This is a genomic window from Sphingobacterium sp. HSC-15S19 (assembly GCF_050433745.1).
In the GTDB taxonomy this organism is placed as follows: Bacteria; Bacteroidota; Bacteroidia; order Sphingobacteriales; family Sphingobacteriaceae; genus Sphingobacterium; species Sphingobacterium siyangense.
Window position 1 is genome coordinate 140,307 of record NZ_JBNPWQ010000008.1, and the last position, 25,972, is coordinate 166,278.

25 protein-coding genes and 2 pseudogenes are annotated in these 25,972 nt (G+C 38.8%); 14 read left to right on the plus strand and 13 right to left on the minus strand.

Annotated features, from left to right (window positions below; genetic code table 11):
* Nucleotides 1-34: 34 nt before the first annotated feature.
* The gene (locus L1283_RS08555; protein WP_286851095.1) at nt 35-370 is read right to left on the minus strand and encodes a hypothetical protein; all 336 of its coding nucleotides are present in this window, start codon (nt 368-370) and stop codon (nt 35-37) included.
* A gap of 206 nt (nt 371-576) precedes the next feature.
* Nucleotides 577-894: an SH3 domain-containing protein gene (locus tag L1283_RS08560; protein ID WP_312352588.1), complete on the minus strand. Its 318-nt coding sequence runs from the start codon at nt 892-894 to the stop codon at nt 577-579.
* Between the two features lie 371 nt (nt 895-1,265).
* Between L1283_RS08560 and L1283_RS08565 the strand changes: the two are divergent.
* The 8 genes and pseudogenes from L1283_RS08565 to L1283_RS08600 form a co-directional block, all read left to right on the plus strand.
* Nucleotides 1,266-1,493: pseudogene (locus L1283_RS08565) on the plus strand (hypothetical protein); the annotation flags it as partial.
* Nucleotides 1,494-1,506: 13 nt separating this feature from the next.
* Nucleotides 1,507-2,433: an MFS transporter gene (locus tag L1283_RS08570; protein ID WP_286851098.1), complete on the plus strand. Its 927-nt coding sequence runs from the start codon at nt 1,507-1,509 to the stop codon at nt 2,431-2,433.
* 18 nt (nt 2,434-2,451) lie between these two features.
* Nucleotides 2,452-3,099, plus strand: coding sequence for a DAPG hydrolase family protein (locus L1283_RS08575; protein WP_286733286.1), 648 nt, complete (start codon nt 2,452-2,454; stop codon nt 3,097-3,099).
* A 31-nt stretch (nt 3,100-3,130) separates the two neighbouring features.
* A complete protein-coding gene (locus tag L1283_RS08580; RefSeq protein WP_286733290.1) occupies nt 3,131-3,937 on the plus strand; it encodes a helix-turn-helix domain-containing protein in 807 nt (268 codons plus the stop codon).
* 111 nt (nt 3,938-4,048) lie between these two features.
* Entirely contained in the window at nt 4,049-4,627 is a 579-nt protein-coding gene (locus L1283_RS08585) for a Crp/Fnr family transcriptional regulator (RefSeq protein WP_286851099.1), read from the plus strand.
* Nucleotides 4,628-4,689: 62 nt separating this feature from the next.
* Nucleotides 4,690-5,664 (plus strand): quinone oxidoreductase family protein, encoded by a 975-nt coding sequence (locus L1283_RS08590; RefSeq protein ID WP_286851100.1) that lies wholly within the window; start codon nt 4,690-4,692, stop codon nt 5,662-5,664.
* Between the two features lie 651 nt (nt 5,665-6,315).
* A complete protein-coding gene (locus L1283_RS08595) occupies nt 6,316-6,444 on the plus strand; it encodes a hypothetical protein (RefSeq protein ID WP_422663602.1) in 129 nt (42 codons plus the stop codon).
* 138 nt (nt 6,445-6,582) lie between these two features.
* Nucleotides 6,583-7,518, plus strand: a pseudogene (locus L1283_RS08600) (ISAon1 family transposase).
* A gap of 474 nt (nt 7,519-7,992) precedes the next feature.
* On the opposite strand, the gene L1283_RS08605 reads toward L1283_RS08600, so the two are convergent.
* Genes L1283_RS08605 through L1283_RS08615 form a run of 3 tightly spaced genes read right to left on the minus strand, consistent with a single transcriptional unit; the run spans nt 7,993 to nt 9,730 of the window.
* Nucleotides 7,993-8,235: an alpha/beta fold hydrolase gene (locus L1283_RS08605; RefSeq protein WP_429626002.1), complete on the minus strand. Its 243-nt coding sequence runs from the start codon at nt 8,233-8,235 to the stop codon at nt 7,993-7,995.
* Between the two features lie 12 nt (nt 8,236-8,247).
* Nucleotides 8,248-8,763, minus strand: a complete 516-nt coding sequence (locus tag L1283_RS08610; RefSeq protein ID WP_429626003.1) for an alpha/beta fold hydrolase — start codon at nt 8,761-8,763, stop codon at nt 8,248-8,250.
* 49 nt (nt 8,764-8,812) lie between these two features.
* Complete coding sequence (locus L1283_RS08615) at nt 8,813-9,730, minus strand: EamA family transporter (protein ID WP_429626004.1); 918 nt, start codon at nt 9,728-9,730, stop codon at nt 8,813-8,815.
* A 155-nt stretch (nt 9,731-9,885) separates the two neighbouring features.
* Between L1283_RS08615 and L1283_RS08620 the strand changes: the two genes are divergently transcribed.
* Nucleotides 9,886-10,347 carry an Lrp/AsnC family transcriptional regulator gene (locus L1283_RS08620; protein WP_429626005.1) on the plus strand — a complete coding sequence of 154 codons (462 nt, stop codon included), beginning with the start codon at nt 9,886-9,888 and terminating at the stop codon, nt 10,345-10,347.
* 124 nt (nt 10,348-10,471) lie between these two features.
* Here L1283_RS08620 and L1283_RS08625 read toward each other — a convergent pair whose 3' ends face one another.
* On the minus strand, nt 10,472-11,494 hold the full coding sequence (locus L1283_RS08625; RefSeq protein WP_429626006.1) for a hypothetical protein: 1,023 nt from the start codon (nt 11,492-11,494) through the stop codon (nt 10,472-10,474).
* Between the two features lie 246 nt (nt 11,495-11,740).
* On the opposite strand from L1283_RS08625, the gene L1283_RS08630 reads away from it, so the two are divergent.
* Together L1283_RS08630 and L1283_RS08635 are read left to right on the plus strand one after the other, a co-directional pair.
* A complete protein-coding gene (locus tag L1283_RS08630; RefSeq protein ID WP_429626007.1) occupies nt 11,741-12,814 on the plus strand; it encodes a sensor histidine kinase in 1,074 nt (357 codons plus the stop codon).
* On the plus strand, nt 12,811-13,533 hold the full coding sequence (locus tag L1283_RS08635; RefSeq protein WP_429626008.1) for a LytR/AlgR family response regulator transcription factor: 723 nt from the start codon (nt 12,811-12,813) through the stop codon (nt 13,531-13,533). Before L1283_RS08630 ends, L1283_RS08635 begins: the two co-directional genes overlap by 4 nt.
* Nucleotides 13,534-13,919: 386 nt before the next feature.
* Here L1283_RS08635 and L1283_RS08640 read toward each other — a convergent pair whose 3' ends face one another.
* The 7 genes from L1283_RS08640 to L1283_RS08670 form a co-directional block, all read right to left on the minus strand.
* Nucleotides 13,920-15,155, minus strand: coding sequence for an MFS transporter (locus tag L1283_RS08640; protein ID WP_429626009.1), 1,236 nt, complete (start codon nt 15,153-15,155; stop codon nt 13,920-13,922).
* 265 nt (nt 15,156-15,420) lie between these two features.
* Nucleotides 15,421-16,617 carry an efflux RND transporter periplasmic adaptor subunit gene (locus L1283_RS08645; protein WP_429626010.1) on the minus strand — a complete coding sequence of 399 codons (1,197 nt, stop codon included), beginning with the start codon at nt 16,615-16,617 and terminating at the stop codon, nt 15,421-15,423.
* 14 nt (nt 16,618-16,631) lie between these two features.
* On the minus strand, nt 16,632-21,020 hold the full coding sequence (locus L1283_RS08650; protein WP_429626011.1) for a CusA/CzcA family heavy metal efflux RND transporter: 4,389 nt from the start codon (nt 21,018-21,020) through the stop codon (nt 16,632-16,634).
* 18 nt (nt 21,021-21,038) lie between these two features.
* Nucleotides 21,039-21,650, minus strand: coding sequence for a hypothetical protein (locus L1283_RS08655; RefSeq protein ID WP_429626012.1), 612 nt, complete (start codon nt 21,648-21,650; stop codon nt 21,039-21,041).
* Nucleotides 21,651-21,662: 12 nt separating this feature from the next.
* Nucleotides 21,663-22,346, minus strand: a complete 684-nt coding sequence (locus L1283_RS08660; protein ID WP_429626013.1) for a HupE/UreJ family protein — start codon at nt 22,344-22,346, stop codon at nt 21,663-21,665.
* 93 nt (nt 22,347-22,439) lie between these two features.
* Nucleotides 22,440-22,715 (minus strand): hypothetical protein, encoded by a 276-nt coding sequence (locus L1283_RS08665; protein ID WP_429626014.1) that lies wholly within the window; start codon nt 22,713-22,715, stop codon nt 22,440-22,442.
* Nucleotides 22,716-22,798: 83 nt separating this feature from the next.
* Complete coding sequence (locus tag L1283_RS08670) at nt 22,799-23,197, minus strand: hypothetical protein (RefSeq protein WP_429626015.1); 399 nt, start codon at nt 23,195-23,197, stop codon at nt 22,799-22,801.
* 139 nt (nt 23,198-23,336) lie between these two features.
* Between L1283_RS08670 and L1283_RS08675 the strand changes: the two genes are divergently transcribed.
* The 3 genes from L1283_RS08675 to L1283_RS08685 all read left to right on the plus strand — a co-directional run bounded on the left by L1283_RS08675 (nt 23,337) and on the right by L1283_RS08685 (nt 25,684).
* Nucleotides 23,337-23,834, plus strand: a complete 498-nt coding sequence (locus L1283_RS08675; protein WP_429626016.1) for a hypothetical protein — start codon at nt 23,337-23,339, stop codon at nt 23,832-23,834.
* Nucleotides 23,835-24,245: 411 nt separating this feature from the next.
* The gene (locus tag L1283_RS08680; protein ID WP_429626017.1) at nt 24,246-24,797 is read left to right on the plus strand and encodes a hypothetical protein; all 552 of its coding nucleotides are present in this window, start codon (nt 24,246-24,248) and stop codon (nt 24,795-24,797) included.
* A 374-nt stretch (nt 24,798-25,171) separates the two neighbouring features.
* Nucleotides 25,172-25,684 carry a phosphatase PAP2 family protein gene (locus tag L1283_RS08685; protein WP_429626018.1) on the plus strand — a complete coding sequence of 171 codons (513 nt, stop codon included), beginning with the start codon at nt 25,172-25,174 and terminating at the stop codon, nt 25,682-25,684.
* The last annotated feature ends 288 nt before the right edge of the window (nt 25,685-25,972 follow it).

Genomic DNA, 25,972 nt, shown 5'->3' on the forward strand with positions numbered 1-25,972 from the left:
TATGTATCCAGTATGTTAGAATCTTTGAAAAATACTATTTAGCCGTTGGAAGCTTTTCAAAGCTAGTACCGTTCCATAGAAATTCTTCACTTTTTTTTGTGATCTTGAAATTGGGATTTTCTGCATCGTCGTCAATAGCTTCTCCCTCTTCAATGTATTTAAAGATAATCTGATTATTTTTTCCGTGTTCGGAAGGGAAAAGAATCTTTTCATCGTAATAGAAAACACCAGCATCACTCACCGAATACCTGCTGGGAAGATCCACAAGTCGTTGTCCTGTCCAGGCCACATAGTTGTACTCAGAAGGTATACCACAGGCTTCCCCCAGAAATTCGATGCGGATGATTTGTTTGACATTTTGCAGCCCCATTGCCGGCAGCAATTTACTCTGAGAGAAGGTTTGTTCTGAATAGGCGAAAGGGAAGGTGTGTTCAGCTAGAAAATTTCCTTTTGCGTCGAGAAGTTTTACTACTGTTGAAAAATGATCCTGTTCCTGTTCGTTGATACTTTTGGTAAAACGCTCAAAACCGTAAATATATTGCGAGCCGTCCGAAGCGGTTTGTTTTCCGAGCGCTACTAGTCCGAGCCAAATAAAACCATTTTTTTACTGTTACCGTCGGAATAACTTATCTCATACCAAGGAGCATAAAAATTTTTCAGTGTATTTCCTTTGAAGGGCGCACTGGTGATCGTAACAACATTTCCTACCGATAAAGAATCTACGATTGCTGCCTTAAGACTAGGTTGAGCACGCACATAAGCTTTTGTGGCAAAAACAGTTGCCGATTGACCTTTTTGTATGTTCCATAAATTGAAATTATCGTCAAATTTTAAATTTTCCTGCGCCTTCGAGCAAAATGGTCCGATGACCAAGATGATTAAATAGCATCCCATTAGTTTTCTCATTTTTCACTCTCCTTTCCTGCAAAAATAGACGAATTGGTCCATAACCCTTATCACTGGTTTCAGGTATTTTTTTGTAGAGTGCCAGAAATAACATTTTATAATCTTAGACATGTCGTTGTTATTAGGGATAAAAAGAGCTATTTTTTCAGTTATGCCCAATTTGGTAGTAGCGTAAATTTTGGAAAGTTTAAATGGCTATTGAACTTTACCCGTAGATAATTTGATGAAACAGGAAATTGGGGATAAGAAATGTTGATTTTATGTGGACCGATTTCCTAAAAGTACAAGACAATGCGATAATCACACCATTTGCATCATTGTTTAATATTGAAATTTGTAGAGTCAATAAAAACAATAGTATGAATCAGATATCAAAATTTGGAATATTTGCTTTGCTACTGAGCAGCAGTTTAACAATTATGGTTGGAACTGTTATAGCACCGTCATTAAAAGAAATTTCAGTCCATTTAGGATTTGAAGAAAATCCAGGTTTGTTGATTACGTTGCCTTCGCTCGGCGTAGTAATTTTCGCACCCTTCGTTGGGAAATTGATTGACCGAAAGGGAGCATATCTGATGCTTAGATGGGGTTTGATACTTTATGCTTTACTTGGGCTGTTGGGGGGGGCTTCTTACCAACCCTTATTTGGTTGTGATAGATCGTATTCTTTTAGGTGTTGCTACGGCGTCAATACAGGCAGCTGGAACAGGCTTAATTGCACTATTATTCATTGGTGACGACCGACTGAAAATGATAGCCTGGCAAGGTATGTCCATCGAATTGGGTGGGGTCGTATTTTTGAGTTTTGGCGGTCTTTTGGGGGGCTTTTGTTGGAAATATCCTTTTTTAATTTATCTAATGGGGTTGGTATGTGCATTATTAATTTCCATAAGTGTCAAGAGGAGCGCTGATGCTTTACGCAAAAAAGTGGTTGCTGTTGAGTCAACAGAGAGAACTAAAATCAGTAGACATTTATTGATAATAATTTTGTCTGCTGCGTTTGCCATGATGCTGTTTTTTGTGGCATTTGTTTGTCTTCCATTATTTCTTCCATCTTCGTTTCACTACAGTGAGGCTGAAACGGGATACTTCATGGCTTTTATTTCGATTGTGGCCGTTATAGCAGCGAGCCAGATGCCTCGCGTCACCAGGTATTTATCAAAAGACTTTACGTTGTCAATGGGATTTTTTGCATTTGCCATTGGGCTTACTATTTTTTTTATTACCACATCCAACATCACCTTATTCATAGGGGCGGTAGCGATGGGCATAGGTTTTGGATTTACTGTTCCATTGCTAAATCATATGACCGTCGAAGAAAGCAGCAGTAGTAATCTAGGGCAGTACCTAAGCTATTATTCCATGGCGATTTTTGGCGGACAGTTCCTTTCATCCTTTATCACGGAACTGAATTATGAAATGAGAACAACCTTCTTAATCGCTGCTGTTTTGGCTTGTGCAATTTCGGTGGCTTTATATATCATCGCAAGCATCAATAGAATACATGTATTTAATAATAATTTATAACGACTAAAATAGAATAACATGAGAATTGAAGAAGCAAATGAGCTCTTAGAGCCTGGTTATCTACCGTTTGAAGCAGGGTGGAGACGGTACGAAGACGGTTTACTTGTTGTTGCAGCAAGGTCTTCACTGGCCAATATAAACGGCGAAATGATTGAATGGTGGTTTTCCTATATTCAGGATACGCATCAGTATTTACTGTGGCATAAAGAAGACCATGTTTATAGTGACTGGATCGGTGAGAGGGGGACTGGAAAGTATATTGGGGGAACCCATATTGCCCACGAAAGATTGGGTGGAAATGAAATTCATAAATTGAAGATTAATTTTTTAAATCCCTCAAATATTTTGGATATAAGTAGATTTCCAGAACAGCGTGTAACCGCTATTCACGCGAGATTGGGTATGGATGGCCAAGAAGGCTATGCCGCCAAAATGGTACACTTTATTCGGGATACTGCCTATGGCTGTGAAATGAGAAGTCGTTTTTGGTTGGGTTATTTTGAAGGTAATGATCTTGCAAATGATTTGGAGACTCGGCTTAAAATCTATCCCGATCATGTAGGTGCAGGACTATGTAAACATTGTCATGAGGAAATGAGTAATTTTACGACTTTTCTTCCCGAACTTTATGAAAAAAAGACTGGTAGAATATATACTCCGAAATAAAAAAGAATGACTAATTTAAAATAAAAACCACATGAGAGTCAGCCATCAGATTGATCCACTTAAAATGATATATTTTGAACTGGAGTGTTGCCCGGAAAGCTATTTGAAAAGTGAAGATAGAAATTCCTTTTTCGAAATTATCTGTCAATATAGCAATATTGGTGATTCTGATTCTCATGTTGATATCTATCTGATTCCACTCTATCGTATGGAAGAGTTCAGCAATTCCAATACTGGATATCTTCTCGCTTTCAAGCGAGATTACTTGGAGGAGGATGACAAAGAATATGCTTTGGATGTGTTCAATCTCTTCAATATGCAAGGACAATCTACACATTTGATCGTCAAGTCTCGGGATGCTGGTATTCTTGCTCAGGTTGTGAACTTAATAAAAGAGGAATACAATAAACCCGAAGGTACTTATCTTATCTTGAAGGCTCTCATAAAAGTTTATTTGTTGAATCTAATCCGTTTACATCAGGAATATTTTTTAGAACAGGATGTGAATCAAAAACGAATTTATCAGTTTATTGTCCTGTTGGATCAATATTATAAGGAACAGCGCACTGCTGACTTCTATGCAAAGGAAATAGGTATTACGGCAAAACGCTTAAATCAGATTCTAAAGATTAAAATGAGTAGGTCAATTTCGCAGTTAATTCATGAACGGTTGGTTTTAGAAGCAAAAAGAATGCTGATCTCGAGTGAAAAAACCATAAAAGAAATTGCTTTCGAGCTTAATTTTGAAGATCCCGCTTACTTTAGCCGTTTCTTTAAAAAGAAGACCCAAGTTTCACCAGAGACATTCAAACTACATCAGGCAAATTTTAGCAAATAGATGCTTAGCATTTATAGCAAAAATATCTCTTTCACGTCTGTAATTTTTTGTAGGTTAGTAGAATTGAAAGAAAGCTATTTTATATATCGACAGTGCAATTACGACAAGTAAATGTTTGAACAATTCAGAATTAAATTCCAACTTGATGACGATAAATGGAACGAATATATAGATTGCTTCCATCGCATTGAAGTTCCTGCCAAAACCATACTTTTGAAGGAAGGAGAAGTTTCCAAAAAAATGTTTCTGATTGAAAAGGGGGGGATTCGTGCTTGGTTCAATAATAATGGTAAAGATATCACTTGTCAATTTTTCTTTGAAAATGAAACGGTGGGTTCTATTGAAAGCTTCCGAAAAAATATTCCAAGTCAGACCACTATAGAAACCATTGAACCAAGCATTTTATGGTGGATACACAAAACCGACCTAAACAGGATAGTTGAAGAAATTAAAGAAATTCCACAGTTACGGGATATGCTTATAGACAAAGTTTTTGAGCGAACATTCGATTATATGAAATATTTTTTCTCAATGGTCAAAAATACGCCGCAGGAACGCTACATCAATTTGCTAAAAGAAAGACCCGAAATTATAAAACGTGTTCCACAACATTATATCGCTTCTTATCTTGGGATTTCTTCGGTCCATTTAAGTCGTATAAAAAGTGTATTGGCAAAAAAACGGATTTAATAACAAATGTTATCAACTGCTGAAATATCGGTTTTTAATTTTGCTGCATAAAATTATATAAAATGAAAGCAGCAGTAGTATTGAAAAAAGGCGAAATGCCAAAATATGTAGTAGACTTTGCAGAGCCAATAGTGCAAAATGAAAATGAATTATTGATTTTGGTGAAAGCATCTGCAGTGAAAAACCTTGACAAAATGCAGGCAAGTGGAAAACATTATTCCTCGCAAAACGAAGTGTTTACAGCAAAAGTGGTCGGTGGAGATGGTGTTGGGGTACTTGCAGATGGTACACGTGTTTATGGAATTGGCGTTGGCGGAATGATTGCCGAAAAAGCGATTGTTGAAAAAAAACGTATGGTAAGGTTACCCGTAAATATTGATGATGCAACAGCAGCAGCTTTACCAAACGCAGTGATGGGCTCAGCTTTGGCATTACGTTTCAGAGCGGGTTTGCAAAAAGGGGAAACCGTACTTATTAACGGTGCAACAGGTGTTACCGGCAAAATTGCTGTGCAAATTGCCAAACATTACGGTGCGAAAAAGGTGATAGTGACAGGGAGAAACGAACGGTCTTTAAACGAATTATTATCATTAGGTGCAGATGAGATCATTTCGTTGAAACAGGACGATGAAGCGTTTATTACACGACTAAAAATCTTACAGCAGCAAAATCCAATTGACGTGGTTATTGATTACCTGTGGGGAAAGAGTGCAGAACTGATTTTATCAGCATTAAAAGGCAATGGGGGATTTTCGCACCATACGCGATATGTTACTGTTGGCGGAATGATGAGCGATTCAATTACATTGTCATCTTCCATTTTACGCAGTACAGCTATTCAGCTTTCCGGTTCGGGCTTAGGAACCTGGACGCCAGAAGAATTAATACTATTGATTACAGAAATACTTCCCGAAATGTTTCAGCTTGCTGCTGACGGAAAATTAAAAATTGAAACGGTAAATATTCCACTTAAAAACATTGAAAACGCTTGGGAAATGGGTATCGATGGAGGCAAACGCCTGGTGGTTTTAATTTAGTTGATCTATCCAGCATCTCAAGTATATGTGGAATTAATTGTAATGATATGAATGCCGTATTCTTATTACTATTTACAATATGCTAAGATGTTCCAATTCAGTAGATTCAGTTGAGATATTAACCGGAGATCTGCGCAGTATGACAACCTGCTTTCCTGGAAACAGTCCTACGAACCCCATTTTTGATGACTACCATAATTACCTGATTCGGGTGTAGCTATTCAAGAAATATTAAAACGGAAGCATCCTAATACTAAATCGCATGTAATAACAATTTTTAATCAATATTTAGACACTAGTAAGTCACTGCTTATACAGTCTATACTGAGTGATCACTGAACAAGCACTGAACAAGCACTGAACAAGTACTGTAGAAAGAGATAATCTGACCACCACCTGGTCTTCGTTTGTTGCAACAGAAAGAGAGCAAGAGGGGGGGGGAAGCTACACTTGTGTAAAAAATAAAAATCGCTGTTGTGACTGAGATAAAACCTGGTAATACACTAAAAGACGATTGAGTGGTGCTGGACAATGTAGCCACTAATAAAATTACTATCCCTATTGATGCCTGAAGGGCTTTTAGAATACTTTCAGATTTTAGAAGTCGATTAGATAGACAATCAGCTCCACATTTATCTAGACGAGCTTAATATTGCTCCAACGGGATATGAGAAAAGTAAGTTGGAGTCAAAGGGATTTATGCCTTCCACAGAGATTTCAGGCTTTCCCATTAGAGGTCAGAAAGTTACACTACATATCCGCCGCGCCGGAAGGTGTTAGATACGGGACAGATTATCACAAGAGATTGGAACCTGGTGCGTGAGGGTACTCGAATGACGACTGAATTCTGGCTTTTTTTAAAGAAAATATTTGGATAACTATCCGGTAAGTGCCCAATTGGTAGGATTATTCTTTCAGATGGATGGCAAGCAACTGCAGGATCAATATAAGAACCATTTCAGTGATTTCCATGATTGGAACCAGAAGCCGCATGCGGAGAGCTGGACATTGTTTGCTGAAAACATCTCCGAACAGCTAAGCATTGATGAGACCAGCTTTAGTAACGGGGAGCTTTACACGATCTTAAGCAGTAAGTCGGCTAAAGGCCGCAAAGGGACTATTCTGGCAACTATCAAGGGAACAAAGGCCGAAGATATTATCACTGTTCTTGAACGAATTCCCCTGCGCTCAAGGAATAAGGTAAAAGAAGTGACCATGGATATGGCGCCGAACATGGCTAAGGCAATCCGTAGATGTTTCAGGAATGCCAGACGTGTGGTCGATCGGTTCCATGTCCAACAGTTAGCTTACGATGTTGTGCAGGAACTCCGTATCAAGTATCGTTGGGAGGTATTGGATGCGGAAAGCAAGAAGATAATGGAATCGCGAAAGAGAGAAACCCCATATGAACGCGAGTTGTTGCCTAATGGAGACACGCTCAAACAACTACTAGCTAGATACAGACACCTCTTGTTCAAGCATCCAAGCCGATGGTCCGAAAACCAGAAAAGCCGAGCTGAATTGCTGTTTATACGGTTTCCCAGGCTAAAGCGGGCTTATGACCTTGGAATTGCCCTAGGTGACATACTCAATAAATGCAAGGACAAAAAGATAGCATTTACCAAACTGTGACTGTGGTATAATTAGGTTGAGAATGCAGGCATCACTTCATTTGAGAGCGTAGCAAGATCCATTGCAGCGCATCATCAATATGTCCTACACTACTTCGACAACAGAAGCACCAATGCTTCAGCAGAATCTTTCAATGCAAAGCTCAAAGCCTTCAGGAGTGTCTTTCGTGGCGTAAGGGACACCACATTCTTCCTATATAGAGTAATGAAATTGTATGCTTAAAACTTTACCCCCCAAACTTTCGGTATGATCCGTTTAGATATATTTTAGGTACTGCTTTTTGCTCAAAAACAAAAAAAGGCTTTCTGATTTCTCAGAAAGCCTTTTTGTCTTGGCGGAAGAGGCGGGATTCGAATTTCACGTTTCTTCATAATATTGCCTTTATATTGTTTAAACCCACTTTTGACTACTACATTTGTTAGCTTTTGGCTCAAATTTGGTGCTGTTTTGGGTGCGTTTTTTAATTATTGGTATTCTAATATAAACATTTTTGTAGAATTTTTCTAGAATCAAAATTATAAAATTTCTATAGATGAATGCAGATGGTAAGTTTTTATTAGAAAAGTCCAATCTTAGCTGTTGGAAAAATAGGATACTTACTGAATGATCCTGGATAAGGAGCCAAGTTTATTTAAAAGTATCGCTTACTGAAGTTTATACATATAGGCCAGAAGTGTTCTTTTAAAATAATGTAAACTACAAAATACTGAGGATAAATTCTTCGATGGCTTGAAATGTCTCTTCAGGAGCCTCTTTGTGCGGGGTATGCCCAATTTTGGGTATAATATATTTTATAGCTTTTCCACTTACCTGATCAATTATTTTTTCCACTTGTAACATTGTTCCATATTCATCGGCTTCTCCTTGAATAAATAAAAGGGGACAGCTTATATTTGGCAGAAAATGTTCAATATTCCATGTTCTGTAAGCTTCGCTCATCCAAGTTTCTGTTCATGCCCTAAATAGGGTATCCACTTTATCACCGTGATATTTTGCCAGCCGATCAGGAAGATTTGTGTTCTGATAGGCATTGATTGCCTCCTCAATTCCATTTAATGTAATTTCTTCAACAAAGATATGTGCGGCCTCACATATAACAGCTTTAATCTTGTCCGGATATTTTGCAGCAGCAATCAGCGCAATGGAACCACCGTCACTATGCCCAAGCAAAATGGCATTGTCGATGCCCAATTCTTCCAGTAATTCCGATAAAGTATCAGCTTCCTTTTCCAGATATTCGGCCGTTCTTAAGGGGCTAGGCATCGGATGAGCTATCCCATGACCCAAGCGGTCATATACTAGGGTATTGCACTGGAGCGCACCGGAAATCCGAAGAGGGAGATCCCGCCATAATTCAATGCTGCCCAGGGAATCATGAAGAAAGACAATGACGGGATTTCCGGGATATTTTCGGTTATATTGTACAGCCATTCCAGCTATGTACACTATATTCTGTTCACTTTTCATTTTTTCTGTTTTAAGTTTAGTGGTTGGTTTGATATTTAATTGGAAAAGTTTAACTACCAGACAGCAATTGCTTCTCTGTTAGTTTGTCTTTTGATTTTTCTCTTTTATTTTTTACAATGTTGAGATAGATGATCGCGGAGATCATAATGATGATCCCAATAATCTGTACTACGGTGACCTTTTCGCCAAGGATTAGATAGGCACAAAGCACAACAGCTGGCAGTTCCAGTGTGAGGAGAATCGTGCTTAGCCCCGGACCGATCTTCGGCATTCCGGTTGTAAAACATATCGGTGGAATAACAGTTCCGAAAACAGCGAGAAAGGTTCCCCATCTGAGTAAACCAAAATCAAGGTGTGTGCTGGCTGTAATTGAAGGGAAATTGATCAGAAGAATCATCAATGCCGAGCCAGTGGTCATAAGTGCGCTCTTTTCCAGCATCGGGGTGTCATTACCCAGCTTGCTGGTCGAAAGTACATAAATCGTGTACAGGAATGCTGCCCCCGTGGCTAATGCAATACCGGTCATAGAAAAATTCATGCTTTGTATATGCATCAGATTACCTGCCAGAACTGTTCCGATAATGATGATGACGCTTGTAGCGATTTCTAATCTGGAAGGCTTCTTTTTAAAGATAAGCCACTCACCGATGATTCCGATCCAGGATACCTGCATGAGCAGCACAATTGCCAGGGCCACAGGAATAAACTTGACGGAATAATAAAAGCAGTAAGCTGAAAATCCCATTGATGTACCTGCCAGAACGAGTCTCCAATTGAGCTTCAACTTCTGTTTTTTTCTGATATTCCGCAATATTGCAAGCGACCATAAAATCATTGCGCCTAATAAGGCCTGTACGAAAGTTATTTCTCCGGCTGAGTATCCCTGGCCATATGCTATTTTTGCAAAAGAAGTAAGTGTTCCATAACTGATTGCCCCAAGGGCAACTAGAATGATATATTTAAGCATGTTGAAATGTATTTAATACTTACAAATGTACAAAATACCAGTTTTAGTATTTTTTTATGGCTTTAATTATGTAAAATATACGATAAATTCATTAATTATACATTTTTTGAACATTTTTGAATCTTGTTTTCGTACCTTTATTGTAAAAAATCCGGATGAACACATTAAATAAACAGGATATCGACCTGCTCAGATTACTTCAGGAGAATTCAAAATTTGATATTACTGATTTAACTGAGCGTCTCAATATGTCAAGAACCTCAATTTATGACAGGATACGGAAGCTTGAAGGAGAGGGATATATCACTGACTACGTTGCGTTGGTGGATCCAAGAAAAGTAGGGCTCAACTTTACCGTTATTGTGAAAGTTTCTCTCAATACGCAACGGATAGAATGTGTGGAGGAATTTCTGGAAAAAGTACACCAGTATGATGAAATTATGGAAGCTTACGTTACTGGTGGTATATTTGATATTATTCTTAAAGTCATTGTACAGGACCCTGATGCTTACAATGATTTTGTGACGAAGAAGTTATCTGCAATACCTCATATCAGCAAAATTCAAAGCTCATTTGTTATGAGACACATCAAACAATCAACTAAATTACCGTTTTGACTAAAAAATATAAGAACAAAACAATACCAGAAAAGAAACTAGATCAAAATAAGAAGAGGAGCATATCACCACAGGAGTTAATTATACCCCTCTTCGCCTCACTTGGGTAATTTCTGTTAAGTGATCATTTTCTTTTTAAAGGCATAAAAGGATTAAAGGAAATTCCTATATTGAAATAAAACGAAGGAGCGGCCGAAATTTTGAAAAGTGGATCTCTCACCTTATTTTTTTCATACAGCCTTCCACTCAATGGGATTTTAGCCCCCGTTCTGAATGTCGCAATAAAATACTTTCCTAATATATGTTCATAAATGAGCCCGGTATTACTACTTGCTTGTTGCCATTCATAAATTTTCGAGGAATCAAATGATTTGATGTCATATAAAAAGAAATTAGTTTGGTCCATTTCAGCACCTATCGAGAGCCTTGAACGATGAGGGAAATATTTTCGCAGCAAAATCTGTCTGGGCAGTAGGATATCCATCACCATATCCTTCCCAAATTTACGTTCGTAGGTAAACATTGGAAGAACAGGTATCTGAGCATTTGGACCAACATTTGCCATAGCACCAACAATAATTTTTGTGCGTTGGTCGGCCTTTAAAATCATGGAACCAAAAACAAGTCCTCGAGTCCTTTCGAAACCTTTTTCGCTGCCATCAACAATACCATTGACGCCATAAATCATTGTCTTTCCAAAAAGACGGGAAAAATAAGTGAAATTAATTGAAGAGGAATGATAGCTAAAATTGCTTTTCAAGCTATTGGTAACTGTCGGCTGCTGCTCGGTTGAAGTTTCATTGGTAATACTGTAGTACCGATATTCCACGCTTGCTCCCAGCATCCATTTTCTTTTACGTATGAAATTATAGTTCAAATTGGTTTTAAGTTGATTAAAATTGGTTATTTTGCCATCAGGTAATGAGTTCCCTTTTTGTGAATTTACAGTGTAATCGGTCGGTAACTGAACCGTAAATTCAATATTTAGCGGACGGGCATCAGCAAATTTATTTGCCATAAATGCTACTGCCTTTTGACGTAGGCTATCAGGCAGCTGTTTTTTTAGTGGTTGAGTTTGAGAGAAACTGGGCAGGGCTAATAAAAAGAGCGCTACTGCTATCAGATTGGATGTTAGATTTCCTGTCATTATTATAAATTTTAACCTATAAATTTTATTCGTGGCGAATACTCGCTCATTTTTCGATTAAGTGTAAATGCACTACAAATAAATTGGTTTTAACAATTGATATTTTGACTTTTATACCAAATGACTTAGATTTTATACTAACAAAATAAGCTATAAAAATTTAGTAGAAAGAGGAGGGCATTTGGTATAATAATTATGGAGAAAGCATTGATGTAGACTATATTTGTTCTATGTTATTTCTAAGGTATGGGATATAATAATCTTGGTTTGGACCCGAAACTAATAGCATTTATTGTTAATGATCGATATCGCGTATTTCGACATCTAGCACTGCTTGCATCATTTTTCATTATATTGTTTTTCTCCAATTGGCTTGAAGCCTATGAAGGTATTTATAAGTTTTCCAGGTTATTCTATGTTATGTTTATCTTTATGGGACTATTTTATGCGAATATGTATGTCCTGGTTCCCTATTTGTTTTTTAAGGGGAAGTATATTATGTATATTTTAGTACTTATCATGATTGTGAAAGCGGGGATAGGCTTTGCTTCCTATTTGATAAGCCACTATCCAACGCTATTTATTCAAGCGAGAAAAATTCATGAAATAGACACACAGACAGGTCCAGTTGAGGGGACAATAATTGCCGTACCTATTATTCTTATTACGACTACGATAAAGCTCTTCCAGCGCTGGGTCAAGGATAATCAAAATATTGCTGAACTCAAAAATGTCACATTAAGCATGGAATTAAATACATTAAAGAACCAGATCAATCCACATTTTCTCTTTAATATGCTTAATGGTATTAAAGCCTTGGTTCGTACAAATCCTGACAAAGCAAATACCGTGATTATGAGACTATCTGAATTTCTACGTTATCAGCTTTATGAAAACAATGAAGAACGTACAACTTTGGGCAGTGAAATCAAGTTTTTGTCCAATTTCCTGAGCTTGGAAAAGCTACGTCGCGACAATCTCCAAGCCTCTATCGTTTTTACTTCTCCTGAGCAAGGTGTAAGAGGCATTATGCTGCCTCCAAATTTGTTTACAACATTTGTCGAAAATGCAGTAAAACATAGTACAACAATCGAAGAGGAACATGCGACAATACTTATCGAGATAGGTATTGTTGAAGATTCTTTGACATTTAGATGCATTAATTCTGTTGATCCACTTTATATTCCGGCTAAGAATAATTGTGGTTTGGGCTTAAAAAATATAAGTAGACGTCTACAGCTACTCTTTGGAAATTCTTTTCATCTAGAAATGATTTCTAGTCAAAATGAATATAGTGTTAGCCTTATCTTAAAAATATGAACTGTATAATCATTGACGATGAGCCCCTTGCTCGGGCGGAATTGCAAGCATTAATTCTGGAGCATTCCGCACTTATAATATTGGATGTATTTTCCAATGTGTCCACAGCTCGTGCATTCCTTAAAGAGAATATGGTCGATCTTATATTTCTAGATATTGAAATGCCAAATATATCAGGAGTTGAATTTGCCGAAAGTTTAGTTGATAATACGCTGGTCGTCTTTACGACCGCATATCCGCAATATGCACTGAAAAGCTACGAACTTGAAGCAATTGATTATCTTTTAAAGCCAATTGATGAGGTTCGACTCAAAAAAGCAATTAATAAAGCTTCATTATTTTCTAAGCTACTTTCCAATGAAACTGAAAAAAGCTCGCTGGAGTCTTTCTCGGAAAACTTTCTTCTTATTAAGTCAGAGCGTCGTTTCCATAAGATTAATTTCGATGAGATTAAGTATGTAGAAGGCTTGAAAGATTATGTTGTGCTTTATATTGGAGACCAAAGGCTAATTACGGCAATGAACCTAAAGACGATTCATCAGAAAATGCCACAGGATATATTTATCCGCATTAGCAAGTCTTATGTTGTCAACTTAAATTTTATAGAGTCCTTTGATCATCATGGCGTCATGATCGACGATGTGGAAATACCAATTGGTGAGGTCTATAAAAAAGAATTCTTTAGAATCTACACCAATGGTTCGCTTTACTTTGAATAAATATTCAAAATAAAAAGCAACTACTGATTTTCCAAGTTCAATAGCTTTACTTCTAGGTTCCTTTGCATTAGCAGCGTTATGATTTTCTGAGAATGATCGACAGTCATTCGGATAGACATTGTAAACAAATGGTCATTAAGATCAAAAGACAAGATGTGAATGTGTGGTAAATTTTGCTTTAAAAATTGACAGATATTTTCTCGATTTAGAATTAGCTGGGATGATACTGAAAATATGGCTATTATCAAGGGCATTATGAAAAAAAATATTTTTTAAGACCGAACTTTTTAGAATAAAAATTAAACGAAATTAAATTAGATGCTTTATGAGTGCAGCTAAATAGGTTATTATTGTTTGTAGAGAAAAAGCGCTAGTTTAAGCTATTTTCAGGTGCTTTTCCATCCCTTAACTTTAAAAAATAAGATAACGCCAATTGCCAAAGCCAAGGTAAGAAGTCCGCCATACAAAAATGCTCGGTCCGCAAATTGTGAACCAAAAAAACCTGCTATGGGATAAGCAATTGCCCACCATAAATGGGAAAATGCAAAATGGGTTCCATATACCTTTCCTTGATCCTGTGGCTCGATGTTTTCACCTATCAACGTCTCTGAAGGCATATCGGCTAGCGTTTGACCAATACCAGCAAACACCCATAAGATCATTAGGCTATTGAACCCTACAAAATTGGCAAAAGTAATAGCGAGTCCTATCATTATCGCCCCACTGATCAATGAGATCCTTCGTGTTTTGGATTTATCTAAACTACCCAAAAGAAATGCTGAAATGGCAGCTCCGATACCGAAAACGGACATTATCCATCCGTAATGTGTATCGTCTAGTTGAAGCGATGTTTTTATTAGCCCGATCGTATTTACCAGTACCATTGCGCCTGCTACTGCCGAAATAAATTCAATACTTAAAGAGAATCGTAAGATTTTGTTACCAAAAAGTAAGTGTACACTTCTAAAAATATCACGCCAGGTATGTCCCGGTTTTTCTGCTTCGACATTATTGACTCCCCGCTGCAAAGCTAAAGGGGAGATCGTTCCTATAAGTGCCACCGCCAAGAGCAGCATCAGACCATCAACAAAGAAAATCTGTTTGGCACCCAACCAGACCGAAAAGATACCAGCTAATGCCGGACCGAATACACTCAGTAGCTGGAAAGTCGCCATTGAAAGACCATTCGCCTCCCTGTACATTTCCTTTTCGATAATCTGCGGTATAATGGCGCGGTAGGTTGGGGTAAAAAATGCCGCAAATATATTGAGCAGAAAAATGAGCACATAGATCTGCCATTGAGCTGTGACGAATGGGAAAAGGCATACGATAGCCATTCGTCCCAATTGAGTTAAGAGCAAAATGTTTTTTCTTTTCATTTTGTCGGAGATAACACCGGCGAATGGAGAAAAGATAATATAAGCTGTTACCCGAAGGGTCAATGCCGATGCCAGTATTGTCGCAGAGTTCTCAGGACTTATATTATAAACCAAGAGTGCAAGCCCCAGCCAGGTAAACGCGTCTCCAAAAAGACTGGCAATCTGAGCGACATAAAGTTTTGCAAAAACTGCATTGCGAAGTGTGGCGAATGGTCTAAAAACACGATAAAAAATATTTTCCATAACTTGATCTATTCCACATTTTTGTATAATAACTATTCAGGTTGTACTTTAATTAATTCGAACTCCTGAAACCAATGCTACCATAAACAATATTACAATAAATAAAATAATAACAAATGCTATCACGGAGTAACCAAACATCCTAGGTGAGTGCTTTTTGTTAAAACCTCCTCCTTTCTGTTGAGGAGGAGGTAAAATAATTTTACTTTTTCTTCTTCTGCGCTGGCTTTCCGATTTTAGGTAGGAAGTAAGGGGCACAATCGGCTTATTCTTCTTCTTCGGCATTTTTAATTGCGGAAAGAATCGTGTATGCATTTTTTGTTACCAAGGTGAATGATGCTATATCAACAGAAGATGGTAGTACAATGGCTGTATATCCAGCCTGTTCGACACCTTTTGAAACAGGAACCAATTCAAAATCAAAATTTGTCTTGGATTGCTGCTTTTGTTCAATAATATAGTCGGTACCTTCGAGCTGTACAATCGCTTCCGTTGGCACAGCATATTGATTTTCTGCTTGCGTTTCTAAAAATGCCTTAATATACATACCCGGCAATAGTCCAGCTTCCTTGGTGAAATTGCATAGTACGGGAATCATTTTGTTGTCGTCTGCTGATTGTGCTACCAAAAATACTTTTGCTGTTCTATTATAACTGTTTTCGTTAGCCAAAGAAAACTTGACCGTTTGCCCAGCACGGATTTTACCCAGATCCTTTTCAAAAGCGTTTAAGGCAAGGTGCAGATTGCTGGTTCCCATGATTTCAAAGAGTACATCTGTTGAGGCAACATACTTTCCTCTGTTAACATTGCTTGTTTTGATGTATCCGGAGATGGGAGCGTATAGGCTCGCTGTACGACCTATTTGTCCGCTGCGTTTTAGAGCATTGCTACTAATTCCTATCAATGCCAATTGTTGTTCCAAACCCGATATTTTAGCTTTCAGAATTGTTAAATCAGAGCTCACCTGTTCAAAGGTTTTGGCGGCATTGATATCTTCCTTTCGTAATGCCTGCTGCCTTCTGTATTCTTCCTCGAGATAGGTGAGGCGGCCCAGGCTTTCGAGATATTGCTGCTGAATGGATATAAATTCAGGATTCTCCAATGTTGCCAAAAGCTGACCCTTTCTCACTTCTTGTCCCTGCAGCAGACCCGGTGTGGTAAGATATCCGCCCAGCGGCGCCGATACCGAAGCAACGCTGCCCGGCTCGGCATCAATTGTCCCAGTCATTTTGATCACATTGCTCATGTTTCGCTGTTCGATCTTTCCTGTTTGTATAGCTGACAACTTGTACTGATCCGCTGTGAAGGAGATCTTTCTGCTACTCCCTGTTGTGCTATCCTTTGCTAGCTGTTCTGTTGGCGCTTTTTCTGCCGTAGCCTCTTGTTTGCCGCTGCCACAGGAGACTCCCAATGTGGTCGCAACAAGTAGCAGTGGTATATATTTTTTTGATGATGTTTTCATTGTTGACTATTTAATTATTTGTTTCCCAATATGGCTTCGATAGCTATTGTTGCCCGATTATAATTGTAGAGATTGTCAAGATATTCAAACCGGATATTACTTGCCAGTGTTAGGTTTTGTAAGTATTGCGTATAGGATATGTCACCACTTCTAAAGCTCTTTTCCGAATTTCGAATGATGAGCTCAGCCTGGGGTAGCGCATCTTGTTGATAATAGCGGAGGGACTTCTGAAATTTCACATATTGTTGGGCCAGTTCCCTTAATTGTCCACTTAGATTTGTTGTTGCCAGCTCGATTTGGGCGAGCGCTTTCTGCTCATTTAGCTTAGATGCATTCACTTTTGCCCGATATCCGCCGGGAAAGATTGGAACACCGACGCCAATCTGGAAGAAATTAAACCGGTCTTTTCCAGTATACGTTCTCTCCATTCCGTTGATGCTCTGTTGTCCTTTGTATGTCTGACTGCTAAATCCAAGGATGATGTCCGGTAACATCCGGCTTTTCTCCAATGTGGTATTTTTACGGTTTACCTCAACTTCCTGTCTTAGAAAAGCAAGAAGCGGATTATCCAGGGGTAGGGTCTCTGCATTCAGCGGAAGTTCCCTGGCGGTAATTTGCTGTTCGCTGATCGTGATATCTTCAGTTGTATTAAGTAAAGTCTGCATCAGCCGTTTGGCAATGATAATATCAGCGTCATTCTTTTCCAGTTCATTCTGGATCTGTCTGGCCTGTACAGTAGATGTGATATTTTCAAGGCTAGTAGATTCTCCTGTTTTGTATCGTACAGTGCTCGCTTTGCTCAGCTTGATGTATATACTGTCCAGACCAATCAGTAACGATCTTTTTTCAAGTGCATATTGGTATTGTCCATATGCTAGCTTTACATCCCGTCTGAGGTCGTTTTCGGTGACAGACCTATAAGCCTGACTGCTTTTTATTTTTTCTTCGGCGACCTTGGCCTGATTGCTGTAAACAGTTGGGAACTCCAGCCGCTGACCTATATTGATCAGGTTATCCGTTATCGTAGGATTACTGACAACACCTTGTGAATAGGAAATATCTGTCTTGGGCATTGTGATACTGCCTTTTTTCAGAGCCTGCTGGATATTGACATCATACGCTGCAATTTTGATCTGCGCATTGTTCTTTAATGCTAGGTCAATAGCTTGATCGAGCGTCAGGGCTTTGGATGGCAGATCAGCCACCTGCGCGCCTGCGCTTTCAGGAAGTGCAAATAAACCCATGATCAATAGGAGTGTGGGTGGCAGTGTTTTCATGACGGTGTTTTTCGATGATTTTGAAAAATAGATATACAGTACTGGTAGCACGACCAGCGTGAGTACCGTCGCGGTGATCAGTCCGCCGATCACGACAGTCGCCAATGGGCGTTGTACTTCAGCACCTGATGATGCGGAAATGGCCATCGGTAGGAAACCCAACGACGCCACAGTAGCGGTCATTAATACGGGGCGTAACCTGACTTTTGTTCCTACACGTACCCGCTCCATGATATCTGAGACTCCTTCAGCTTCAAGCCTGTTAAATTCAGCAATCAGGACTATGCCATTCAGTACGGCCACGCCGAAGAGTGCAATAAATCCCACACCCGCCGAGATACTAAACGGCATATCGCGGATTAACAGTGCGAATACACCACCAATGGCCGACAATGGTATTGCTGTGAATATCAGCAGTCCTTGTTTGACAGAGTGAAACGTAAAATAGAGTAACAATAAGATGAGTAATAAGGCTACCGGTAGTGCTACAGCAAGCCTAGCGTTGGCTTCTTCCAGGTTTTTGAACTGCCCACCATAGGTGACATAGTATCCCGAAGGAATTTTGACCCTGGCTGCTATTACATCCTGTATATCATTTACTATACTCTTAACATCACGGTTACGTACGTTGAAGCCAACGGTAATGCGCCGTTTGGCATTGTCACGCTGTATTTGCACGGGACCGGGTTTATAGCTCACCTCTGCAAGTTCACTTAAGGGTACCTGAAGACCATTTGGTGTACTGACAAATAGATTCTGAACATCAGTAATATCAACACGTGCGGCACTGTCCAATCTGACCACAAGATCAAACCGACGTTCCCCTTCATAGACAAGCCCGGATATTTTACCTGCAAATCCCGCGGATACGACACTATTGATCTCATCTACATTCATCCCGTACTGGCCAATCTTATCCCGGTTGAACTTGATATTGATCTGAGGCAGCCCGGTTATTTCTTCAACATAAAGATCTTCCACACCATCAACATTGCGAATCTTTTTGCCCACGTCTGAGGCAAGATCCGAGAGTACATCAAGATCCTCTCCATAAATTTTAAGTACAACATCCTGTTTTGCACCTGTTAGCAATTCATTGAAACGCATCTGTATCGGTTGCTGAAAACTGAATGTCGCATTTGGGATAACAGCCAGAGACTGTTGCATTTTTTCGATCAGTTCTTCACGGTTTTCCGCACTGGTCCATTCCTTTTTAGGTTTTAAGACTACCATCATGTCACCAGCTTCAATAGGCATCGGATCTGTAGGAATTTCACCGGAACCGATTTTGTTCACCACCTGTTTTACTTCGGGATAATTTTTGAGGAGAATATCTTGCGCCTTTTTCGAAACAGCGATCATCTGATTAATGGAACTTCCCACCGGAACACGCGTTTCAACAGCGAAATCTCCCTCATCTAATTGGGGAATAAATTCAGCGCCCATTCTGTTGAATGTAAATATGGTAACAATAAACAGTGCTACAGCCAAAATAACTACCAACAGTTTCTTTTTCATTGCGCCTTCAATTATCGGTGCATAGAAGCGCTGGATCGCATTCATCATCCGGTCAGAGAAGTTTTCCTTGTGTGTTGTCTTTTTACTTAAAACCAGCGCCGACATCATCGGAACATATGTGAATGAAAGTAGAAATGCACCAAGAATTGCGAATGACACCGTTTGTGCCATTGGTGTGAACATTTTCCCTTCTACACCAACCAACGCTAATAATGGAAGGTAAACAATCAAAATAATGATCTCACCAAATGCTGCTGCCGAACGGATCTTGCGCGATGACTCATAAACTTCGTCATCCATCTGATCCTGGGAGAGTTTTTCTATACCCCCATATCGCGCTTTACTTCCCGTAATCCTATGCATGACAGCTTCCACTATAATGACCGTACCATCTACAATAATTCCGAAATCTATTGCCCCCAGACTCATCAGATTGCCCGATACACCGAAAAGGTTCATCATGCAGATTGCAAACAGCATGGCCAAAGGAATGACTGATGCAACGACAAGACCACCGCGGAGATTTCCCAAAAATAAGATCAGAACGAAAACAACGATAAGAGCACCTTCGATCAGGTTAGTCGAAACCGTTGAAATCGCACCGTCCACAAGTTTTTTACGATCTAGGAAAGGTTCGATTTCAACGCCTTTTGGTAGTCCTTTTTGTATTTCCGCTATTTTAGCCTTTACATTCGAAATGACTTCGGATGAATTAGCGCCTTTGAGCATCATGACAATTCCTGTCACTGTTTCGCCCTGCCCATTTCTGGTTGCAGCACCGTAACGTGGACCATTGCCAAATCCTACATCAGCCACATCCCGAACAAATACGGGCACGCCATTTTCGTTTTTGACCACGATATTTTTGATCTCTTCCAGGTTTTTGACCAAACCTTCAGTACGGATAAAATAAGCATTGGGTCCTTTATCTATGTAAGCGCCGCCGGTATTTTGGTTATTTTTCTCCAACGCGCTGAAAATGTCCGATATCGTTATATTTTGACTTGCTAGTTTGTCCGGGTCGACTGCGATCTGGTATTGTTTTACAAAACCACCGAACCCGCTAACTTCAGCGACACCTGGTGTACCAAGCAGTTGCCTCTTGATGATCCAGTCTTGTATTGTACGTAATTCTGTGGCATCATATTTATCTTCATAGCCCTTCTGCGGATGCACCACATACTGGAATATCTCACCCAATCCTGTGGTCACTGGTGCCATTTCCGGTGTTCCCACACCGGGAGGGATATTTTTTGATGCAATTGAAAGTCTTTCCTGTACCTGCTGCCGTCCCCAGTAAATATCTACTTTTTCGTTAAACACGATGGTGACGATAGAAAGACCAAACCGCGAGAAAGAACGCATGTCTTTAATTCCGGGAATGCTGACCATGGTCTGTTCGACCGGAAATGTGACCAATTGTTCCACCTCTTGGGCGGCGAGTGTCGGCGACACGGTGATGACCATAACCTGATTATCGGTGATATCAGGCGTGGCATCTATTGGAAGTCTGGTAAGGGAATAGGTACCCCAGCAAATTAATGCCAGGGTAAATAATCCGATCACCAACTTATTCTTTATAGAAAAATGAATGATCTTGTTTAACATATCATGATATTGTTAAATTTATTTTTTAAGGAGATACTGACCTTTCAGTTTAATCTTGACCGTTATATCCTCGTTTGAGTAGTTTTTAAAATACCAGCCCTGTGGTCCTTCGAAAGGAGCGATAAAAGATCCCGCAACATTATTGGAATACGCAATTGTATAGCTTTCAAAGTAGTCGTTGTGGTCTTTAACCTCACCATGAAAATCAAAATAGACTTCATTTTTATCGGTGGTCCACTCGTATTTCAATGCACCGTACTTCAGCATGTTGATTTTGTATTCCAATCCTTTACCCGCTGGTACCAGCACACTCGCCTCATCAGTGCGTTCAGCCAGCTGCTCTGCTGGCGGAGGGTTATCAGCTGCAGTTGGTCTGGCCACTTCCGGACCTGAACCTACCTTGTCTATTGTCAAAAGCTTATGTTCGGTCTGGCTTGTAGTGGCTACCGACTTATCTTCGGGAACATACAACTTGCTAAAACCAGTTACTTTTCCGATTCCCAGAGGATCGATCCCATATTCTGCGGGAAGCACTGCGCTCACAAGTAGGACAGAGCCGATCACAAGCGCAATAAGCACCTGCTTTACAATGGATTGTTTATCTAATATTTGATGTGTTATTTCTGACATTTTTAATAGGTATTAAGATGTGATAAAACCGACTATCTGATAGCCGAACAAAAGAAAACCGGCTGCCATGAGCAGGGTATTGGTAAGTGTTGAAAATTTCAGGAAGCTGGGCGACCTTCTCCAACTGGAGATAATAAAAAGAACAAGAGCTAGGGCGATAAACTGACCGATCTCGACGCCTATATTAAAACCGATCAGGTTGGTTAGCAAGCCTTCTCGGCTGAAGCTAAGCTCCTGTAGTTTACTTGCAAGTCCAAAACCATGGAATAGCCCAAAGATCAAAACAGCAGCTTTCGTATTGGGCTGGAATCCAAGAAAACGCTGAAAACCACCCAGATTGTCAAAACCTTTGTAGACAATAGATAGCGCGATGATGGCATCTATGAGGTAAGAGTTGATAGCCATATCTGCTAATACGCCTAACAGGAGCGTAACACTATGTCCGATCGTAAAAAAACTGACATAGAGCAATACCTCCTTGCGTTTGTAGAGAAAGAAAATTACCCCTACCAGAAACAAAAGATGATCATAACCGGTCAGCATATGCTTGGCTCCGATATACAGAAATGGGACAAAGGCGACACCTGAGTTGCCACTCAAAAACGTTTGGGTGTCTTCATCGACCCCATGTGCATATAGCGCACCTGAGAGCACAACTAAAAGCAGGGTAGACAAGACTACTTTAATATAATCCATTTGAATTTAAATATGATACAACACCGATTCATCCCCAAATATCAGGGGCTGATAAGGGTTCTATTGATTGTGAATACTAAAAAAAGAAATGAATTAGTGTTTGTGTCCGTGCGCTTTGTCCACACTGTCCTGATTCACCCCAGCAGATTTACTGCTATCCTGTTTTGCAGCTGCTGGAGCAGTGGCATGTCCGCCATTGGCATCATGTGAATGGCCATGGGCCTTGATTGCACTATCCTGGTTTACAGGCTGTGAGGCTTCAGGTTGAGTGATTTCAGTTTCAGTAGTTTCTGTTGCTGTTTTGGCATTGTTGCCACAAGAAGTAAAAGTGAAAGCAGCAAGTACTGCGATATAAAGTAGTTTTTTCATCGTTGTTAAAAAAAGTAATATTTAAATATTGCCCAATCATGTCAGGCAGAATAGAAAAATTAACCTTCAGGAGTTTCCGAAAGTTAGGCAACGATGAACATAGGAGGCCCTCTGAGAGAGTAACCACAATGAAGGGGAGATTGATAGGCAATATGTCCTTCAGGCGGAAAAGTATGCTGTAAGAATACAATGGTGTACTCCCAATACATTCTGTAATCCGGCACAGTAGCTAAAAATATCTTAACGGTATCTTTAGCCGATTTTAAATCAGAATTATCGTAACTTGTATAAGTAATCTGATCTCCGGTATGTTGAATTCCTGAGAATAAGTGACCGATATCTACTTTTCCAGTGTTAACTTCACCACCACGAATATGCTGGAATATTTCGGCTTCTTCATGGTGATGATGCGCAAAAAGGCCATGTCCCAAAACAATAATTTGGGCCAGCAGAATAATCAGTATGGTAAACCTTTTTTGCATAAACTTCATAAAGGTACAAATAAATCTTAATTATGAATGAATTCTAAAAAATATTTCTAAGTTTTTCGTCAAAGAATTTTGGTCTTAAAATCAGCTTCATCTATCATAATGAACTAAATTCTTCATATATTTTTAATGTATGATACCTAACTTAATGTTGACCGAAAAAATAGAAAAAGTCTTAGGATGTCATAACATATTGATGATTAAAATTGCTATATTTATGACTACTGATATGCAAAAAAGGTTTACCATAATTCAACTGTTCGTTTTCCTATTCATATTAATAGGTCACAGTATTGTTTCACATCCTCAGAAAACTGACCAATACGGATTAGATTTAAAGTTAGCTTTTTGTGATAATGATGCCCTGATTACGCAACCAGTTGAAAAAGGGGATACCGCATTTTTCCATTTCGGTGAAGAAATATGCTATACCAAAACTGCAGATATATCAACCAAGGTAAGCGACATTTGCATACTTCCCACTCATTTAAAATCTAGTGATAATTCGCAGCTTTTCGAAAAGAGCTTATCTCAAAGAAAGGTTTTATGCTTTGATTTTCCATACCAGAAATTATCTGTGTATATAGCTGGCCTCTTATTTCGGGGTCCGCCAAATACAAAAGCATCCTAATTCCTCAGACCATCATTGCGTACTGAGGTTTCTTAGATTTATTACATATTGTTTTTTTTAACTTCCGCTTTTGACTTGGGATGAACGCCCCGCGTATGGCGCCCGGACGTTTGCGCGTAGAAGTTTTTTATTACGATTCTATATTAAACGCTTCTCTAGTATCTGGTCTATGTACAAACTTATTTATAGTGATAAAGACTGTAAGGAATTTCGCAGTCTCAATTCATTTCCAGCATATATACTTTACTTCAATAATTTTCAAATTGAGGGTATTTCAGCACACTCATTCTCATTTTTAATTTCAATAATTAAATACAGCATAAGGTTTATGTACCATTTGCTGAAGATTCTTTTTTTTACGGAATTTCCACCGCCGGTTAATTCCTCTATTCAGGAAAGGATTGGTAAGAAATGAAACAGTTTCTCTTTATAAACAAAATTCTTCAAGAGTCGAGACAACTCATTTTGAGATCAGATTTCAATAGCTTTCAAGTTTCCCAGTTACTTCATTTAGATGGGGTTTCAAGAAATAAGATCTATGATTTTTTTGGTAATAAAGTTGAGCTGTTAACTATGCTTTTGGAAATTTCTTGGGAACCACTAAACATGTGCGTTATCAACCTATCGGAAAAAGAGAGAACAATTGCCCGCAGTATCTCTGATGTTATGATATGCCGCAATAACTTCATAAAGCATGAACCTCTTTTATTAAAATATACATCCGAACAAAAGTATTTTAAGAAAATTCTCGGAGATATGAAAAAAAATGTTCAAAGCTTCGAAGACAGGCTTCTTGCACATGCCAGCGCGAAGGCATGTGGAACATCCATCAATGCAGTGACAGAAATAGGTCTAACACATGGGCAAATTTGGGAATTATTGTTTCCTATGGATACAAGAAATGACATGCTTTATTTGCTAGATCAGAATACACTTGAAAACCATTTAAATACGATTATTTAAGAACTGGCTACAACTATTGCTTCTGTCACCACAAATAAAAATCAGCAAAATTTTAAATTATACAATATTAAAAAATGAATTTTTCCTCTATTCTAAGACGACATTTTGTTTACAAGACAATAACTTCATTTCTAATACTTTTTTCAACAAAATTATCAATCATAAATGCACAGGATACGACCTCGAATCTAATCCATTTGCAATCGTTATCAAGAAAGCAACAAACGGATGTAAATCGACCAAATTATAATAAATATATATTACCATCAGCTTCCATCGCTTATGGGGCGGCTAGTTTTATGGTCCATAATATCAGAGACGTCGATTTTATAACACGGAACCAAATATTACATGAAAAACCACGAAAGACAAATTTGGATAATTTCACACAATATTTTCCTGCAGCTTTAGCAATTGGTATAAATCTAACCGGTTATCAGGGTATGCATGATCCAAGGCGAAGTATTCTCCTATATGGAGCAACACAATTTATTGCTGCCGCCATTGTTGTACCGACAAAACGGATCATACGTTCTGAACGCCCCGATGGTTCAAATAGACTTTCTTTTCCTTCTGGACATGCCGCCACCGCTTTTTCTTCTGCACACTTCTTATTTAGAGAATATCGATCGAAGAATTTTTGGTTGAGCATATCTGGTTACCCATTTGCCTTTTTTACAGGTATTTATAGGCTTGTTAATAATAAGCATTGGGTAAGTGATGTTGTAGCTGGTGCAGGGGTAGGTATTTTTTCAACAGAGATAGCCTATTGGATATATCCGAAAATGGAAAAGATGTTTTTTAGTAAAAATAAGAAACGTAGATCAGCTGTTTTCCCCACTGTCGGCAAAAATTACATTGGTTTTAGTGCTTTAGGTAATTTCTAATGGTCAATTGCCAGTAAAAGGTAATGTATAGTTACATTTTATAATTGTTTTCCTTTCTGGATATTTAGACAAAACAACCCTTCAATGAATAAGATCTTATTTTAGATCCTATGCACTGAAGGGTTGCTATAACAATGAAAAAAAATTAGCTATTTTAGCACAAAATGATAATAAGGTAGAGCCTGATTTAGTCGCATAGGACTGTGTATTAAAAAGCGATTGAAGGTTTAATTATCCCAATTTTTTACTATTATCTACGTTACGCATGGTAAAAAATCGGGATGAACC